Annotated in this window: 11 protein-coding genes and 1 pseudogene; 2 read left to right on the plus strand and 10 right to left on the minus strand. The window is 73.2% G+C overall.

Annotated features, from left to right (window positions below):
* Window positions 1-113: 113 nt before the first annotated feature.
* Window positions 114-1643, plus strand: a complete 1530-nt coding sequence (locus tag ACFPFQ_RS47620; RefSeq protein ID WP_379629934.1) for a helicase HerA-like domain-containing protein — start codon at window positions 114-116, stop codon at window positions 1641-1643.
* A gap of 17 nt (window positions 1644-1660) precedes the next feature.
* Here the strand turns inward: ACFPFQ_RS47620 and ilvY are convergent, their stop codons facing one another.
* Window positions 1661-2551 (minus strand): HTH-type transcriptional activator IlvY, encoded by an 891-nt coding sequence (gene ilvY / locus ACFPFQ_RS47625; protein ID WP_379629935.1) that lies wholly within the window; start codon window positions 2549-2551, stop codon window positions 1661-1663.
* 91 nt (window positions 2552-2642) lie between these two features.
* Here ilvY and ACFPFQ_RS47630 point away from each other — a divergent pair, with 91 nt between their 5' ends.
* Window positions 2643-4121, plus strand: coding sequence for a ketol-acid reductoisomerase (locus tag ACFPFQ_RS47630; protein ID WP_379629936.1), 1479 nt, complete (start codon window positions 2643-2645; stop codon window positions 4119-4121).
* A 19-nt stretch (window positions 4122-4140) separates the two neighbouring features.
* Here the strand turns inward: ACFPFQ_RS47630 and ACFPFQ_RS47635 are convergent, their stop codons facing one another.
* The 9 genes and pseudogenes from ACFPFQ_RS47635 to ACFPFQ_RS47675 form a co-directional block, all read right to left on the minus strand.
* On the minus strand, window positions 4141-4950 hold the full coding sequence (locus ACFPFQ_RS47635) for a BBE domain-containing protein (RefSeq protein WP_379629937.1): 810 nt from the start codon (window positions 4948-4950) through the stop codon (window positions 4141-4143).
* Between the two features lie 106 nt (window positions 4951-5056).
* A pseudogene (locus tag ACFPFQ_RS47640) lies at window positions 5057-5653 on the minus strand (FAD-binding oxidoreductase); the annotation flags it as partial.
* Window positions 5654-5658: 5 nt separating this feature from the next.
* Window positions 5659-7311: an AMP-binding protein gene (locus ACFPFQ_RS47645; RefSeq protein WP_379629938.1), complete on the minus strand. Its 1653-nt coding sequence runs from the start codon at window positions 7309-7311 to the stop codon at window positions 5659-5661.
* Window positions 7312-7727: 416 nt separating this feature from the next.
* Window positions 7728-9785, minus strand: a complete 2058-nt coding sequence (locus ACFPFQ_RS47650) for an ArnT family glycosyltransferase (RefSeq protein WP_379629939.1) — start codon at window positions 9783-9785, stop codon at window positions 7728-7730.
* The gene (locus ACFPFQ_RS47655; protein ID WP_379629940.1) at window positions 9782-11047 is read right to left on the minus strand and encodes a glycosyltransferase; all 1266 of its coding nucleotides are present in this window, start codon (window positions 11045-11047) and stop codon (window positions 9782-9784) included. Before ACFPFQ_RS47655 ends, ACFPFQ_RS47650 begins: the two co-directional genes overlap by 4 nt.
* 108 nt (window positions 11048-11155) lie before the next feature.
* A complete protein-coding gene (locus tag ACFPFQ_RS47660) occupies window positions 11156-12661 on the minus strand; it encodes an MFS transporter (RefSeq protein WP_379629941.1) in 1506 nt (501 codons plus the stop codon).
* An 84-nt stretch (window positions 12662-12745) separates the two neighbouring features.
* Window positions 12746-14779, minus strand: coding sequence for an ArnT family glycosyltransferase (locus ACFPFQ_RS47665; RefSeq protein ID WP_379629942.1), 2034 nt, complete (start codon window positions 14777-14779; stop codon window positions 12746-12748).
* Between the two features lie 184 nt (window positions 14780-14963).
* The gene (locus ACFPFQ_RS47670; RefSeq protein WP_379629943.1) at window positions 14964-16478 is read right to left on the minus strand and encodes a sensor histidine kinase; all 1515 of its coding nucleotides are present in this window, start codon (window positions 16476-16478) and stop codon (window positions 14964-14966) included.
* Entirely contained in the window at window positions 16478-17206 is a 729-nt protein-coding gene (locus tag ACFPFQ_RS47675) for a response regulator transcription factor (RefSeq protein ID WP_379629944.1), read from the minus strand. Before ACFPFQ_RS47675 ends, ACFPFQ_RS47670 begins: the two co-directional genes overlap by 1 nt.
* Window positions 17207-17374 lie beyond the last annotated feature (168 nt).

The following is a 17374-nucleotide window of genomic DNA, read 5'->3' on the forward strand; positions in this document are numbered from 1 at the left end:
GGGCAGCCGGTTCGGTCGCGTGTCGCTCGCGGGCGGCGGTGCAGAGGTGATCATTCGGTCACGTTGCGCGTCCGGGGTGCTGAGGGGTAAAGGCAACCACTAGGCTCCGCGCCGTGGGCAACACTGCAGCGCAGGAGATCGCGGCCGGGTACGCCACCGAGGGGGCGGCACTGGAGTTGGGCGCCGTCGTCATCGACGGTGTCGTGGATCCGACGGCCAAGGTCCGCATCCCGTTCGCCACGCTCAACCGGCACGGCCTCGTCGCCGGTGCCACCGGCACGGGCAAGACCAAGACGCTGCAGGGCCTTGCCGGCCAGCTCTCGGACGCGGGCGTGCCGGTGCTGCTCGCCGACGTCAAGGGTGACCTGTCGGGCATGGCGCGGGCGGGGGAGTCCAACCCGAAGATCGCGTCGCGCGCCACGGACACCGGCGACGACTGGACGCCCACCGCGTACCCGGCGGAGTTCCTCTCGCTGGGTGGCAAGAGCTCGGCGATCCCGGTGCGGGCCACGCTGACGCAGTTCGGGCCGATCCTGCTGTCGAAGGTCCTGCAGCTCAACGACACACAGGAGTCCACGCTCGGCCTGATCTTCCACTGGGCCGACCAGCAGCAGCTGCCGCTGCTCGACACCAAGGACCTGCGGGCGGTCATCCAGCACCTCACCTCCGACGAGGGCAAGGCCGACATCAAGGGCATCGGCGGCGTCTCGCCCGCCACGGCGGGGGTGATCCTGCGGTCGCTGGTCAACCTCGAGGCGGCGGGCGGCGAGGACTTCTTCGGGGAGCCCGAGTTCGTGCCGTCCGACCTGCTGCGCGTCATCGACGGCAAGGGTGTCGTGTCGCTGCTGGAGCTGTCGGACCAGGCCGCGAACCCGCGCCTGTTCTCCACGTTCCTCATGTGGCTGCTCGCGGAGCTCTACGAGGAGCTGCCCGAGGCGGGCGACCTCGACAAGCCCAAGCTGGTGTTCTTCTTCGACGAGGCGCACCTGCTGTTCAACGACGCGTCCAAGGCGTTCCTGGAGCGCATCGAGCAGACCGTGAAGCTGATCCGCTCCAAGGGGGTCGGCGTCTTCTTCTGCACGCAGCTGCCCACCGACATCCCCAACGCGGTGCTCTCGCAGCTCGGCGCGCGCGTGCAGCACGCGCTGCGCGCGTTCACGCCGGAAGACCAGACGGCGCTGGCCAAGACGGTCAAGACCTACCCGACCACCAAGAACTACGACATGGAGAAGGCGCTCACCTCGCTGGGCACCGGTGAGGCGATCGTCACGGTGCTGTCGGAGACCGGCGCCCCCACTCCCGTCGCCTGGGCCCGGATGCGGGCTCCGCGCTCGCTGATGGCGGCCATCGGCGAGGAGGCCGTCACGGCGGCGGCGCACGCGTCGCCGTTGTTCGGCAAGTACGGCGAGACCGTGGACCGCGAGTCGGCCTACGAGAAGCTGACGGCCAAGATGGCCGCCCCGCCGGCCCCTGCTCCGGCCGACGCCCCGGCCCCGCCGCCGCCCGCGCGCCGCGAGAAGGAGCAGCCGGGCATGATCGCCGAGGTGCTCGGCTCGCCCGCGGTGAAGTCGTTCCTGCGCTCGGCCGCCAGCTCGCTGGGCCGGGAGATCACTCGCGGGCTGTTCGGGACGCGCCGCAGGTAGCCGTTCCTGCAACGGCCTCAGCCGCGACGCCTCTCCGCCGCGGCCGTCGCGCTCCGCGGTCCGGCGCCGCCCCACAGTGCCGCGACGAGCGGTCGCCGCAGGTCGGCGCGTCGCACGCACAGCCCGACGGTGAGGGGTTCCGGTGCCGGGTCGGACGCGACGATCCGCAGCCGGTCGCGCACGACGCTCGACTCGAGCACGAGCCGTGGCACGATGCCGGTGCCGAAACCGAGCGCCACGAGCGTCAGCAGCCCCTCGTGACCGTCGGGTTCGGCGGCCACCTCGCCGGTGGCGGAGCGGCCGCGCAGCCAGCGGTCGGCGGCCTCCCGCACGAGTCCGCGGTGGGGTAGGACGAAGGGGCCGGCGAGCGGGTGGTCGGGGCCGCCGGTGTGGGCCACGACGAACACCAGGTCGGTGACGGCGACCGTCCGGCTCACCAGCGTCTCGGGCAGCCGGTGCGGGATGCCGGCGACGGCCGCGTCGACCTCACCCTCGTCGAGCCGGGCGAGGGCGGCCGCCTCGTCGCCGGTGCGCACGTCGAGCCGGACGTGCGGGTGGTCGGTCCGGAACGGCAGGAGCAGATCGGGCAGCAGCGCCTGGCAGGCGGTGACCGTCGCGAAGATCGTGAGCTCGCCGCTCAGCGCGACGGGGTCGGGGTCGTCGTCGCGGTAGGAGTGCCACAGCTGCAGGGACTGCTCCGCGTAGGTGCGGAAGCGCTGGCCCTCCACCGTCAGCGAGACGCCGCGGGGGCCGCGGTCGAGGAGCTGGTGGCCGAGCCGCGCCTCCAGTCGCTGGACCGTCCTCGTGAGCGTGGCGGGGCTGACGTGGCAGTCCAGGCTGGTGCGGCCGAAGTTGAGCGTGCCGCACAGGTGCAGGTACAGCCGCAGGGCTCGCTGCTCGTCGAGCACGGCCGCTCACCTGGACCTTTCAGATCAAGGAACGGGTCGGTGCAGATGTTGCGCTTGTCGGAACGACGGCCCTGAGCCTACAACTCGTGTCATGAGCGCGACGACTGCGAACGTCTTCACCTCCGCCGTCTTCCCCGTGGAGGAGATGAGCGTGCCGGGTGGCACCGAGACCATCCTGCGGGGCGGCCGGAACCTGTTCCCGCAGCTGCCGGCGGCCTTCGCGGGGGTGCGCCGCATCGGCGTGATCGGCTGGGGCCCGCAGGGCCGCGCGCAGGCGTGCAACCTGCGTGACTCGCTGGCGGGAACCGACATCACGGTGGCGGTGGGCCTGCGACCCGGCTCGTCGTCGCTGGCCGACGCCCGCCGCGAGGGGTTCCGCGAGCAGGACGGCACGCTCGGGGACTGGCTCACCGTCGCGGCCGAGAGCGACCTGCTGATCCTGCTCATCGCCGACGCGGCGCTCGCGGCCCAGCACGAGGAGATCTTCGCCGTGCTGAAGCCGGGAGCGACGATCGGGCTGTCGCACGGCTTCCTGCTCGGGCACCTGCGTGCCACGGGCGGTGCCTTCCCGGAGGGGCACGGTGTGATCGCCGTCTGTCCGAAGGGGATGGGCGACTCCGTCCGGCGCCTCTACCTGCAGGGCGCGGAGATCAACGGGGCCGGCATCAACAGCAGCTTCGCGGTGCACGCCGACCCGGACGGCCACGGCGTCGACCGCGCGCTGGCCTGGTCGGTGGCGCTGGGTTCGCCGTACACGTTCCGCACCACGCTGGAGAGCGAGTACCGCTCCGACATCGTCGGCGAGCGGGCAATCCTGCTCGGGGCCGTGCACGGCATCGTCGAGAGCCTGTTCCGCCACTTCCGGCTCGCCGGCGACGACGCGGTGCTCGCCTACGAGCGCTCCTGCGAGAACGTCACCGGGCCCATCGCGCGCACGATCTCCCGCGACGGGCTGCCCGCGGTGCGCGAGCTGCTGGACGCCGCCGGGCGCGAGGCGTTCGACCGGTCCTACAGCGCCACCTACCGCCCGGCCCGTGACCTCGTCGCCGAGATCTACGACGAGGTCGCCGACGGCACCGAGATCCGCAGCGTGATCCTCGCCGAGCAGCGCCTCACGAGCAGGCCGATGACCGAGATCGGCGGCTCCGCGATGTGGGCCGCCGCCGACGAGGTGCACGCGCGCCGCGGCGGCCGCACCCTCGCGACCGACCCGCTCACCGCGGGCGTCTTCGTGGCGACGATGATGGCGCAGGTCGACGAGCTGGCCGAACGCGGGCACCCGTGGTCGGAGATCGTCAACGAGTCGATCATCGAGGCCGTCGACTCGCTGCTGCCCTACATGCACGCGCGCAACGTCGCGTTCATGGTGGACAACTGCTCCCGGACGGCCCGGCTGGGCACCCGCCGCTGGGGCCCGCGCTTCCAGGCGGCCTACGAGCAGATCGCGCTGCCGGCGAGCGGGCGGCCCGCCGACACCGCGCTGACCGCGGCGTTCGCCGCCAGCCCCGTGCACGAGGCGCTGGCGGCTGCGGCCAAGCTGCGGCCGTCGGTGGACATCTCGGTGGCGTAGCGCTGGACGTCGGGGCGCGTTACGCGAGGCCCTGCCCGAAGCCGAAGACCCGGTCGGGGTCGTAGGTGCGCGCCACCTGCCGCAGCCGTTCCAGGTTGCCGCCGTAGTACGCGGTGGCCCAGTCGGGCATCGCCGCGTCGATGTAGTTGACGTAGCCGGTGGCGCCGACCAGCTCGCCCAGCGCGCTGCGCACCTCGGCGACGCGCTGCGTGGCGGCGCCGGCCGCGGCGGGCGTGGTCGCGGCGTAGATCTGCGCGGAGGCCAGCGAGCCGCGGTGGGGGAACGCGGTGTCGGTGGGGGCGACGCGGCCGGCGGCGCCGCCGATGCTGTCGAGCAGCACGTCGACACCCGCAGGCCCGGTGAGCAGGTCGGCGACCCGCCCCGGGTCCGCCAGCGGCTTCGCCATGATCCGCGACGACGCGACGAAGCTCTCGCGGCCGAGCTCCCCCGAGCCGTTCCAGGACGGGTGGCACTGCGCCACCGAGTACTGCGAGCAGCCCCCGAAGTAGCGCATGGCGTCGAGGTAGCCCTTGGCGGCGACGGTCCGGGTGGCCGGGTGCGCGCCGGTGGCCGCCACGAGCGCGTCGACCAGCGGGTTGGCCTGCGCGGGCGTCCCCACGAAGCACCCGTTGACCCGGCACGTGGGCGGGTTGCCGCTGCTGATGCCCATCGTGGACCAGAGCTCGTCGGGTGCGGTGGCCGTGAAGCCCTGCCAGCCACCCAGCACTTCGGTGACCGCCGCGCCGGCGAAGCCGAGCTGGAACACCGTCAGCTGCGGCATCGGCACCGTCGCGAACGTGAACGAGGTGACCACGCCGAAGTTGGCCACCGCCGCCGCGCAGCGCCCAGAACAGGTCCGGTTCCGACGTGGCCGACGCGGTGCGCTGCTGCCCGTCGGCCGTGATCACGGTGGCGGCGACGAGGTTGTCGATCGTGAGCCCGTACTTGGTGGTGAGCACCCCGATCCCGCCACCGAGTGTCAGCCCGGCGATGCCGACGGTCGGGCAGGAGCCGCCCGGCAGGCAGCGGCCCGCCGCGGCGAGCCCCGCGTAGACGTCGATGAGCCGCGCGCCTGCGCCGATCACCGCGGTGCCGTCGGACCGGACGTCGACGGTTTTCATCCGACCGAGGTCGACGACGAGTCCCCGGTCCGGTGTGGAGTAGCCGACGTAGCTGTGGCCGCCGCCGCGCGCGGCCATCGGGAACCTCGACGCCGCGGCGACCGCGACGCAGGCCTGGACGTCCGACGGGGTGGCGCACTGCGCGACGGCCGCGGGCCGGTGACCGTCGAAGAGCGGGTTGTAGGCCAGCCGCGCCGTGGCGTAACCCGCATCGGTCGGCAGCACCAGCGTGCCGCTGAGCCTGCCGCGCAGCGCGGTCCAGTCCGGCGGGCCGCTGGGAGCGGGTGTCGGGGTGGGTGTGGGTGCCGGGGCGGGCGCGGGGGCGCACGCCGCGATCAGCGCGACGACGGCGCCGACGCCCGCGCCGCGCAGCACCGCTCGCCGTCCGACCTGCGTGTCCTGTCGCTCCATCGGGATCAGCCCTCCACACGCAGCTCCCGATGCATGACCTTCCCGGTGGCGTTGCGCGGGAGCTCGTCGAGGAACGTGACATCGCGGGGCACCGCGAATCGGGACAGCTCGGCCTTGACCCACCCGCGGACGGTGTCGGCGTCGACGTCGTGGCCCGGTTCGAGCACCACGAACGCGACGAGCCGCTGGCCGTACTTCTCGTCGTCGGCTCCGGTGACGGCCACCTCCCGCACCTCGCTGCGGGCGACCAGCAGCTCCTCGACGGGCCCGGGGTGCACGTTCTCGCCGCCGCTGACGATCATGTCGTCGGCGCGGCCGGTGAGGTGCAGCAGCCCGTTCTCGTCGAGCCTGCCGACGTCGCCGGTGCCGAGCAGGTTGCCCGCGCGCGGCACGTCGGCGCCTTCGCGGGTGTAGCCCTCGAACGGCATGTCGTTGCCGACGAAGATCCGGCCCTCCTCACCGGTGGGCACCGGCTCGTCGTCGGGGCCGAGCACCACCAGCCGGGTGCCCGCCGGCGCCCGGCCCGCGGTGCCGGGTGCGGTGCGCAGGTCGGCCGGGCCGGCGATGCTCACCCACGAGACCTCGGTGGAGCCGTAGAGGTTGTAGACGATGTCGCCGAACTGGTCCATGAACGCCGTGGCCAGCGCGCCGGGCAGCGCCGAGCCGCTGGTGGCGACGATCCGCGGCCGGTGCTCGGTCCAGTGCCGCGCCAGCTCGTCGGCGGGCAGCTCCAGCACGCGCTGCAGCATGACCGGCACGGCGAACACGGCGTCGCAGCGCTCGCGCTCGACGAGCTCGAGGAAGCCGACGGGGTCGAACTTGCGGGTGAGCACCACGGGCGAGCCGTGCAGCACCGCCAGCTGCAGTGCCCCGTGACCCCAGGTGTGCAGCAGCGGGGCGGCGATGAGCACCGGCTCGCCCGCCTTGAGCGGGATCGCCGAGAGCACCGCGGCCACCGGCGTCAGGCTCTTGGGGGCCGGGCGGCGGGCACCCTTGGGCGGGCCGGTGGTGCCGGACGTGAGCACGATCGTGCGGCCGCTCGCGGGCCGGATCGGCAGCGTGGTGGGCCCGTCGGCGGCGATGAGCGTCTCGAGCGTCGGACCGCCGTCGATGGCGTCGCCCCACGCGGTGATCACGGAGCAGTCGGCGGGCAGCTGCGCCAGTGTCGGGGCGAACTCGGCGTCGGCGACGATCGTGTGCAGCTGCTGCTCCGCCGCCACCGCCGGCAGCTGCGCCGCGGGCAGGCCGGTGTTGAGCAGCACCACGTCGGCACCGAGCTTGCCGGCGGCGACCTGGACCTCGATCGCGCCGCGGTGGTTGCGACACAGCACGCCGACGCGGACGCCGGCCTCGATCCCGGTGGTGGCGAACGCCCTGGCCAGCCGGTCGGTGCGGCGGTGCAGCTCGGCGTAGCTGAGCCAGCCGAGCTCGTCGATGATCGCGGTGCGATCGGGGTGGCGGGCCGCGCCTGCGGCATAGCCCGCGGCGATCGTCACGCCGTAGCGCAGGAGACCCCCGCCCATCCCCAGCATCCGGTCGGGCCGGATCGGGCGCAGCACGCCGGAACGGGCCAGCTCCACCACCGCGCGGGTGGATCCGAGCGCCTGCTCGGCGAGTGTCCGCGCCGCTGCGACGGCCTTGCCCACCACGTCGTCCACCACGGCGACAGTCTTGCACCAGATCAGCGTCCGCGGGACGGGAAGCGATCTTCGCTGCGGGGCCCGGCGGCGCCCCCTTGCAGGAAAGCCACTTTGCTGCAACCTCGTTGCGGCAAAGGTTCCGGTTCGATCATGAGCCAGTGCGCGCTCGACTACCGTCACGAAGATCAACGCCTACTGGGTCATGGTCAACACCGAACCAGTGGGCGTTGATCACCCCACCCGCACCGCAGCGCCCCACGCCGGGCCCTCCTGTGCGCCTCGGCGCGCACCCCCTCCTGTTGATCTGCCGGCCCGGCGAGGGCGCCGTAGAGCGGGGCACGCCCCCCATCCGCAGCCGACGTCCCGGTTCTCGTCTTTCATGGCGACCGCAGGCCATGACGGACTTTCCTGCAATGCGATACCCGGGCGCGGTGTCAGCCCACCGGCTTCGCCAGGTCGTAGACGGTCGCCCCGCCCACCGTCGTCGGGGTGTAGTGCTGCTGCACCCACTCCGCGATGCCGGACGACCCGCCGCCGCCGAACCCGCCGCCGCCCGCCACGAAGTAGCGCACCTGGCCCCCCGCGACGTAGGACTGGAACTGCTCCAGCGTCGGGGCCGGGTCGCTGCCGCTGAATCCGCCGATGCTCATCACCGCGGTGTCGCTGGACAGCTCGAGCGACGCCCCGCTCTGCGCGCCGATCGTGGCCGCGGACCACGTCGTGCCCGCCGCCTTGAGCAGTGCCGTGAGCTCCGGGTTGCTCGACTCCTCTCCGGGTCCACCTCGGCCGAAGCCCGCTCCGCCCGGCGCCGCGCCCTCCGGAGTCGCCCGGCCGGGAGCCGCCCCACCCGGAGCCGCCCCGCCCCGGGCCGCACCCCCGGCCGCCTCACCGCGCGCGAACCCGCCCCGGTCGGCCCGGTCGCGGCCGGCCGCACCCTGGCCGAACGCGCGCCCCCCGCCGGGGAAGCCGCCCGCGTTGCCCGGTCCGGCTGTCGGCATCCCACCGGTGTGGGCGGTGCCGGTGGTGTCGGCGGCGTAGGCCGCGGGGGCCACGAGCCCCGCCAGCGCGACGACCGCGGCGACCGTCGCCACCCGCTTGCCCTTCGGCGCCACGAGCACGGCGATCACGGCCACGGCGGCGAGCGCCAGCACGGCCCAGCGCAGCCACGGCAGGAACTCCGGCGTCCGGTCGAGCAGCACGAACGCCCACACCCCGGTCACCGCGACGACGGCGGCGAGCGTCGCGCGCCCCGGCCACGTGGCGCGGTGGTGCCACAGCTGCATGCCGCCGATGCCGACCAGCGCCGCGATCCCGGGCGCCAGCGCCACCGTGTAGTACGGGTGGAAGATCCCCGCGGCGAACGAGAACACCACCATCGTGACGAGCGTCCACGCGCCCCACAGCAGCAGCGCCGCCCGCGTCCCGTCGATCCGTGGCGCGCGCCGCCCCAGCCACAAGGCCGCCACCAGCAGGATCAGCGCTGCCGGGAGCAGCCACGACACCTGAGTGCCGACCTCGGAGCCGAACATGCGGAACACGCCCGCCTGCCCGCCGAAGCCGCCGAACCCGCCCCCGCCCGCCGGCGGGGTGAACCCCGCCGGGAGCTCCCGACCGGCCGCGCCCGCTGCCGCCCCGCCGAACCCGCCGCGCTCCCCGCCGAAGATCCGGCCCAGCCCGTTGTAGCCCAAGGCCAGCTCCAGCACGCTGTCGGTCTGCGAGCCGCCGACGTAGGGCCGGTCGGCCGCCGGCAGCAGGTCGACGATCGCCACCCACCAGCCCGCCGAGACGACGATCGCGACGCCCGCCCCGAGCAGCTGCCGGATGCGGCGCCAGATCCCGGTCGGCGCGGCCACCAGGTAGGCCAGCGCGAGCGCAGGCACCACGACGAACGCCTGCCCCATCTTGGCCAGGAACGCGAACCCGATCAGCACCCCGGCCAGCAGCAGCCAGCGCGTGCCGGCCTTCTCGATCGCGCGCGTCGTCGCGTAGGCGGCGGCCACGATCAGCAGCACGAGCAGCGCGTCGGGGTTGTTGAACTTGAACATCAGCACGGCGACGGGCGTCAGCGCCATGACGGCACCGGCGAGGATGCCGGCCGCCGGGCCGGCGACGCGGCGCACCGAGGCGTGGATCAGGGCGACGGTGCCGACGCCCATCAGCGCCTGCGGCGCCAGCATGCTCACCGACGAGAAGCCGAAGATCCGCCCGGACAGCGCCATCACCCACAGCGACGCGGGCGGCTTGTCGACGGTGACGATGTTGCCGGTGTCGAGCGAGCCGAAGAAGAACGCCTTCCAGCTCTGCGTCATGGCCTGCACGGCCGCGGCGTAGTAGCTGTTGGCCCAGCCGGACGCGCCGAGGTCCCAGAGGTAGAGCACGGCCGTGCCGAGCAACAGGACGGCGAGCGCGATCAGCTCGGGCCGCGAGCGTCGGCGGGGCCCGGTCGGCGCGGGCGGCTGGGGGGAGTCGGTGGGGGCGAGCAAGGTCGTCACGCCGAGATCTCCTGGGATGTCGTGGTGGTGGAGCGGTTGCCGCGGAAGATCCAGGCCCGGAACGCGACGAAGCGCAGCACGGTGGCCAGCGCGTTCGCCGCGACGAGCACGGCCATCTCGATGAGCTGGCTCGCGTTCGGGTCCACCCTGGCGAGGACGGCGAGCGCGCCGGTGGTGAGGGCGAGGCCCAGCCCGAAGACGACGAGCCCCTGGAACTGGTGCACGCCGGCGCGGCCGCGACCGCGCACCCCGAACGTCATGCGGCGGTTGGCCGCGGTGTTGGCGACGGCCGTGACGACGAGCGCGATGACGTTGGCGCCGAACGCGCCGAAGGCGCCACGCAGCAGGGCGTACAGCAGGATGTAGGCCAGCGTGCTGACCAGCCCGATCGCGGCGAAGCGCACGAGCTGCCCGGAGAGTCCGCGCGGAACGCCTGCGACGCCCGCATCGGGGGCGGCCGGCGCGTCGCGACCCAGCTGGCCGCGCAGCTCGTGCAGCGGCAGCCGGCCGGTGGCCAGCGCCCGGCCCAACCGGGCGACGCCCTTGAGGTCGGCCACCGCCGTGGCGACGATGTCGACGCGGCTGTCGGGGTCGTCGATCCAGTCCACCGGTACCTCGTGGATGCGCAGCCCGGCCCGTTCCGCGAGCACCAGCAGCTCGGTGTCGAAGAACCAGCCGCTGTCCTCCACGAGCGGCAGCAGCCGCTGGGCGACGTCCGCGCGGATCGCCTTGAAGCCGCACTGCGCGTCGGAGAACCGGGTGGCCAGCGCCCCGTGCAGCAGGAGGTTGTAGCAGCGGGAGATGATCTCGCGCTTCGCGCCGCGCACCACCCGCGAGCCCCGACCGAGCCGGGTGCCGATCGCGAGGTCGGAGTGCCCGGTCATCAACGGGGCCACCAGCGGCAGCAGCGCTGCGAGGTCGGTGGACAGGTCCACGTCGCAGTAGGCGAGCACCTGGGCGTCCGACGCCGACCAGGCCGCGCGCAGCGCCCGGCCGCGGCCCTTCTCCGGCATCCGCAGCGCGGTCACGTGCTCCAGCTCGTCGGCGAGCCGCAGTGCGATGGCGGGGGTCCGGTCGGTGCTGGCGTTGTCGGCGATCGTGATCCGGAACGGGTACGGGAAGTGCCCGGTCAGGTGGGCGTGCAGCCGCCGTACCGACGGTTCGAGGTCGTGCTCCTCGTTGAACACCGGGACGACGACGTCGAGAACGGCCGCTGGCCTGCGCTCCGTCGGAGGGGGCGCGGTAGCGGGGTCGGCACTCATGGAGCCGACACTGTCCAGCGTCGCTGTCCAGGCGTTGTGGCACGGATGTGGGCGGGCTGTGGGAACGACCCCGACGAGTGAGGTGCGCGCCACAGCGCGGCCCGTTCGTCAGATCTTGCGGGGCGAGCCGGCCCCTTCCGCCCGGGTGGTGCCGGTGCGGCCGCCGCCGGTGGCCGAGAGCGGCGCGGCGATCTCCTCGAGCGAGAGCCGTTCGGCGGCCACGCCGTAGAGGATGGCGACGACGCCGCCGATCACCATGACGCCGGCACCGAGCAGGTACCCGACGAACAGGGCGCTGCGGTTGCTGCCGTCGCCGATGAGGGCACCGTAGATCACCGGGCCGAGCGCGCCGAAGCACTGCGCGATGGCGAAGAACACCGCGATGGCCTTGGCGCGGACCTCCAGCGGGAAGATCTCGCTGACCGTCAGGTACGCCGCGCTCGCGCCCGCCGAGGCGAAGAAGAAGATCACGCACCACGCGATGGTCTGGGTGACGGCGTTGAGCACGTTGGCCTGGAACAGCACGGCGGTGACCGCGAGCAGCACCCCGGACGTGATGTAGGTGGTGGCGATCATCGTCTTGCGGCCGATGGTGTCGAAGAGGTGCCCGAGCGCGAGCGGGCCCACGAGGTTGCCGACCGCGAACGCGATGAGGAACAGGGGCGCGGACTCCGAGGCGACGCCGTAGAACTTGCCGAGCACGAGCGTGTAGGTGAAGAAGATCGCGTTGTAGAGGAACGACTGGGTGATCATCAGCGTGGCACCGAGGATCGAGCGTGTCGGGTAGTCGCGGAACAGCACCCTGGTGAGCGAGAGGTAGCCGTGGGTGTCGGCGGGCTTGAGCTCGATCGCCCGGGTCTCGTCGACGGGCGGAAGCTCGCGGCCGCTCGACCGGACCTCCTCCTCGATGTAGGCGATCGACTTCTCGGCCTCCTCCTCGTAGCCGTTCATGATCTGCCAGCGCGGGCTCTCCGGCAGGCTCCGGCGGACGACGATGATGATCAGGCCGAGCACCGGGCCGATCGCGAACCCGATGCGCCAGCCGATGCCCGGGTCCATGACGTTGAGCAGGATGAACGTGCCGAGCGTGCCGATCACGGAACCGGCCCAGTATGTGCCGTTGACGGCGATGTCGGTGCGGCCGCGATAACGCGCCGGGATCAGCTCGTCGATCGCGGAGTTGATGGCCGCGTACTCGCCGCCGATGCCCATTCCGGCGATGAATCGGGTGGCGTAGAGGAACACGAGCCAGAACGGGCTGTTGCCGAGCGTCAGCGCGGTGAGCGCGCTGCCGATCAGGTAGACGCCCAGCGTCAGCATGAACAGCTTCCGCCGGCCCAACCGGTCCGAGAGCCGTCCGAAGTAGAGCGCCCCGACCACCTCGCCTGCGAGGTAGACGGTGGCGATCAGCCCGGCGGCCGCTGACGACAGGCCGAGCGTCTCGGGTTTCGTCAGCGTGTCGGTGATGGCGCTGGCCACCGTGATCTCGAGTCCGTCGAGGATCCAGGCGACGCCCAGGGCGATCACCATGCGGGTGTGGAACGGCGACCAGGGGAGCCTGTCGATCCGTGCGGGGATCAGGCTGCGGACAGCGCCGGAGGCATCAGCGACCATGCTTCGGGATTGTGCGTGAGGCAGGTCACCCGCACCAATGGAGAGTCCGTTTCCAGAAGAAATTGATGATTGTCCGAATTGTAATCAGCTCGCGGGCGGTGCGGTGAGGTCATAGAGCGTGGTGGTGCCGACGACCTGCGGGGTGAAGTTGCCGGCCACCCATTCCTCGATCTGCAGCGCGTCGTCGCTGCCGCCGCTCTCGGTGCCACCCGGACCGCCCCCGCCGACGAACCAGTGCACCCGACCCTCGGCGACGAGCTCCTGGAAGTCCGCGACCGTGGGGGAGGGGTCCGTGCCGTTGAACCCACCCACCGCCATCACCGGCAGGCCGCTGGCGAGCTGGTAGCCGGCCGCGGTGTTGGACCCGACCGCCGCGGCGGCCCAGGTGAACCCGGCGCTGCCGGTGGTCAGCTTCGCCACGACGTCCGGACCGGGGGTCGGGCTGTCGAGCAGCCCGCCGAGTCCGCCACCACCACTGCGGCCGAAGCCACCGCCCTGGCCGGGAGCTGCGTTCGGGCCGGTGCCGCCGGGGAACCCGCCCCGCCGCCCGGTGCCGGGCGTCGCGCCGGTGCCGGTGCCGAACCCGCCCCGCTGCTGACCCGCGCCCGGCTGCCCGCCACGCGCGCCGAACATCCCACCGGAGCCGGCTCCGACGGGACCCGCCGACGGGATCGCTCCGCTGTGCGGCGTCGCGGCGGTCGCGAGCGCGTAGGCGCCCGGTCCGGCGAGCCCGGCCACCACGGCGACCGTGGCGATCCCGGCGGCGAGCACCCGCGGTGCGTGGTTGGCCACCAGCAGGGCCAGTGCCGCGACGGCGCCGAGCGCGAGCACCGTCCAGGCCAGCCACGGCTGCCAGTTCGGCGTGCGCCGCAGCAGGACGAACGCCCAGCCTGCCGTCACCGCGACGACGACGGCGAGCGTGACGCGGGCCGCGGGGTGTGACCGGTCGCGCCACAGCAGCGCGCCACCGATGCCGACGAGCGCCGCGATCGGCGGGGCGAGCGCCACGAGGTAGTACGGGTGGAAGATGCCCGCCATCAGGCTGAACACCGCGCCCGTCACCAGCAGCCAGCCGCCCCAGACGAGGGCCGCGGCCCGCAACGGATCGGTGCGCGGCGCCCGCCGGGCCCGCCACAGCAGCGCCGCGAGCAGGATCACCGCGGCCGGGATCAGCCAGGACGCCTGCCCGCCGAGCTCGGCGTCGAACAGCCGGGTCAGGCCCGTGATCCCCCAGCCGCCGGTGGCGCCGCCCGCGCCGCCGCCGACGCTGCCCACCTCGTCACCGGTCAGCCGGCCGAAGCCGTTGTAGCCGAACACGAGCTCCAGCACGCTGTCGGTCTGCGAACCGCCGATGAAGGGCCTGCTGCCGGCGGGCACCAGGGACACGACGAGCACCCACCAACCGGCGCTCACCACCAGCGAGACGGTGGCCAGCGCGAGGTCGCGCAACCGCTTGCCCAGCGGCGTCGGTGCGGCGAGCAGCCACACCACGGCCAGCGCGGGCAGCACGAGGAACGCCTGCAGCATCTTGGTCATGAACCCGCAGCCCACGAGCCACGCCGCGAGCACGAGCCAGCGGGTACCGCCCTTCTCCACTGCACGCAGCGTCGCGTAGGCGGCCCCGACGAGCAGCAGCGTGAGCAGCGCGTCGGGGTTGTTGAAGCGGAACATGAGCACCGCTGCGGGCGTCAGTGCGAGCGTGGCACCGGCCAGCAGGCCGGCGCCCGGCCCTGCGACGCGCCGGACGGAGGCGTAGAGCAGCGCGACCGCCGCCACGCCCATCAGCGCCTGCGGCACGAGGATGCTCCAGCTCGACAGCCCGAAGATCCGGACCGACAGCCCGCTGATCCACAGCGCGCCGGGGGTCTTGTCCACGGTGATCGAGTTCGCGGCGTCGGACGACCCGAAGAACCACGCCGTCCAGCTCTGCGACCCGGCCTGCGCCGCCGCCGAGTAGAACGCGTTCGCCCAGCCCGACGAGCCGAGGCCCCAGATGTAGAGGATCCCGGTGCCGACGAGCAGTACCGGGAGTCCGGCCCGTTGCCAGATCGGCCGGGTGGGTGGTGCGGGGTCGGGCAACGGCGCTTCGAGGGTGTCGGGCGCGAGCGTGGAGGTCACGGGACCGATCGTGGTGAGACCGGCTGTGCCCGGGCGTTGCCGGGCCTGTGGGCCTGCTGTGACCGGGACGCGCCCCCGCGCCTCCACCCCGCCCCGCGCGGCCGTTCGGGATCGCAGCATGGTGGCCATCCTGCGATCTGACGCTTGGATGGCCACCATGCTGCAGTCCGGGGGGCGGGGCGAGCTAGCGGTCGCTGCCCTGGTGCGCGTGGGCCCGGCGCGGAGCCAGCGGCGGGGCCCCGTTCGTCTCGCCGACGGGCAGGACGGGCAGCGGTGCCGTCGGCAGGTGCACGGTGAACGTGGTGCGGCCCGGACTGCTGGCCACGCCGACGGCGCCGCCGTGGGCGTGCACGACCGCATGGACGATGGCGAGCCCGAGCCCGGTGCTGCCGTTGGTGCGCGAGCGCGAGGTGGACCCGCGCGCGAACCGCTCGAAGATGTGGGGCAGCAGTTCCGGCGCGATGCCGGGGCCGTCGTCGGTGACGGTGAGGCGCACCGAGTCCGGGTCCCGTGCGAGCGAGGCGGTGACGGCGCTGCCCGGCGGGGTGTGCGTGCGGGCGTTGGCGAGCAGGTTGGCCAGCACCTGGGCCAGGCGGGACGCGTCGCCGGGCACCGTGACGGGCTCGTCGGGCAGGTCGAGGCGCCAGTGGTGGTCGGGGCCAGCGGCGTGCGCGTCGCTGACGCCGTCGAGCACCAGCCGGGTGAGATCCACCTCGCGGCGCTCGAGCGGGCGGCCGGCGTCGAGCCGGGCGAGCAGCAGCATGTCCTCGACGAGCGTGGTCATGCGCTCGGCCTGCGACGAGATCCGCTGCAGCGAGTAGGTGGTCTCCTCGGGCAGCTCGGTGCGGCGTGTCAGCTCGGCGTAGCCGCGGATGGCCGCGAGCGGGGTGCGCAGCTCGTGGCTCGCGTCGGCCACGAACTGGCGCAGCTGCATCTCGCTCTCCTGGCGGGCCTCCAGGGCGTTGCCGACGTGGTCGAGCATGTGGTTGAGCGCCGCTCCGACCTGCCCGACCTCGGTGTTGGGGTCGGCTCCCGGCACCCGCTCGACGAGCAGCACCTCACCCCGGTCCAGCGGGAGCCTGCTGACGCGCGCGGCGGTGGCCGCCACCCGTTCCAGCGGTTGCAGGGCGCGCCGCACCATGACCGTGCCCGCCAGGCCGGCGCCGAGCAGCGCCACGGCAGCCACGATGATCTCGACGGTGATCAGCTGCGAGAGCCACGTGCGCACCGACGTCTCGGGTACCCCGATCACGATCACGTCGTGGTTGACGGCGGAGGCGAAGGCCTGCATGCGGTACTGGCCTGCCGGGCCCAGGTTGACGCTGGTGGCGCGCGGGCCGGGCGGCACCGCGGCCAGCGCGGGGAACTCCACCTGCGGGATGTCCACGGGGAGGAAGTCGCGGCCCGTGGCGTTGACCTGCACGACCTGGCCGTCCCGGATCCGCGCGGCCAGCCCGTCCTTGAGCTGCACGGCGTCCAGGTTGACGTTGGCCGGATCCAGGCGCGTCGGGGGACCGGGCCGTTGCGGCCCCGGGTTGAACACGCGGGCGACCGCGTACTTCAGATCGCCGGTGTCGATGCTCGAGATCAGGAACTGCCGCATGATCACCGTGGTGGCGCCGCCGATGACGATGGTGGCCACCGCCAGCAGCAGCAGGACGGTGGCGACCAGCCGGGTACGCAGCGACCGAGAGGCCATCAAGCACCCGGCTTGAGGACGTATCCCGCCCCGCGAACAGTGTGGATCATCGGTTGCCGCCCCGCGTCGATCTTCTTGCGCAGGTAGGAAACGTACAGCTCCACCACGTTGGACTGGCCACCGAAGTCGTAGTTCCACACGCGGTCGAGGATCTGCGCCTTCGACAGCACCCGCTTGGGGTTGCGCATGAGGAAGCGCAGCAGCTCGAACTCGGTGGCCGTCAGCTCCACGAGATCGTCGCCGCGGCGGACCTCGTGGCTGTCCTCGTCGAGCACCAGGTCGCCGACCACGAGCTCGGAGCCCTGCCGCGCCGCCGTCATGCCGGAGCGGCGCAGCAGCCCGCGCAGCCGCGCGACGAGCTCTTCGAGGCTGAACGGCTTGGTGACGTAGTCGTCGCCGCCTGCGGTGAGCCCGGCGACGCGGTCCTCGACGGAGTCCTTGGCGGTGAGGAACAGGACCGGCACCTCGGCGGCGTCCGACCGCATCCGGCGCAGCACCTCGAGCCCGTCCAGGTCGGGCAGCATGATGTCGAGCACCACGGCGTCGGGCCGGAACTCGCGTGCGACGCGCACGGCGGAGGCGCCGTCGCCCGCCGTGCGGACGTCCCAGCCCTCGTAGCGCAGCGTCATCGACAGGAGGTCGGACAGCGTCAGCTCGTCGTCGACGACGAGTACCCGGATCGCGCCCCCGTCGGGCCGTCGCAGTGCCCGATCGCTCATCGCCGTCATGCTAGCGATCCTCGCGCGCGCGACTGTGTCCCCGATGGGCGAATTCTGTGAGTCGCCTGTGGGTGTGCACCTGCGAACGATGTCGCCCGCGCGGGAACCACCCGGCCCGTCCCCGTCGTCCCACTCGGCACCTGACACCGATGCGGCACCTGCCGCCGATGCGGACGA

Source organism: Pseudonocardia sp. GCM10023141 (genome assembly GCF_042653605.1).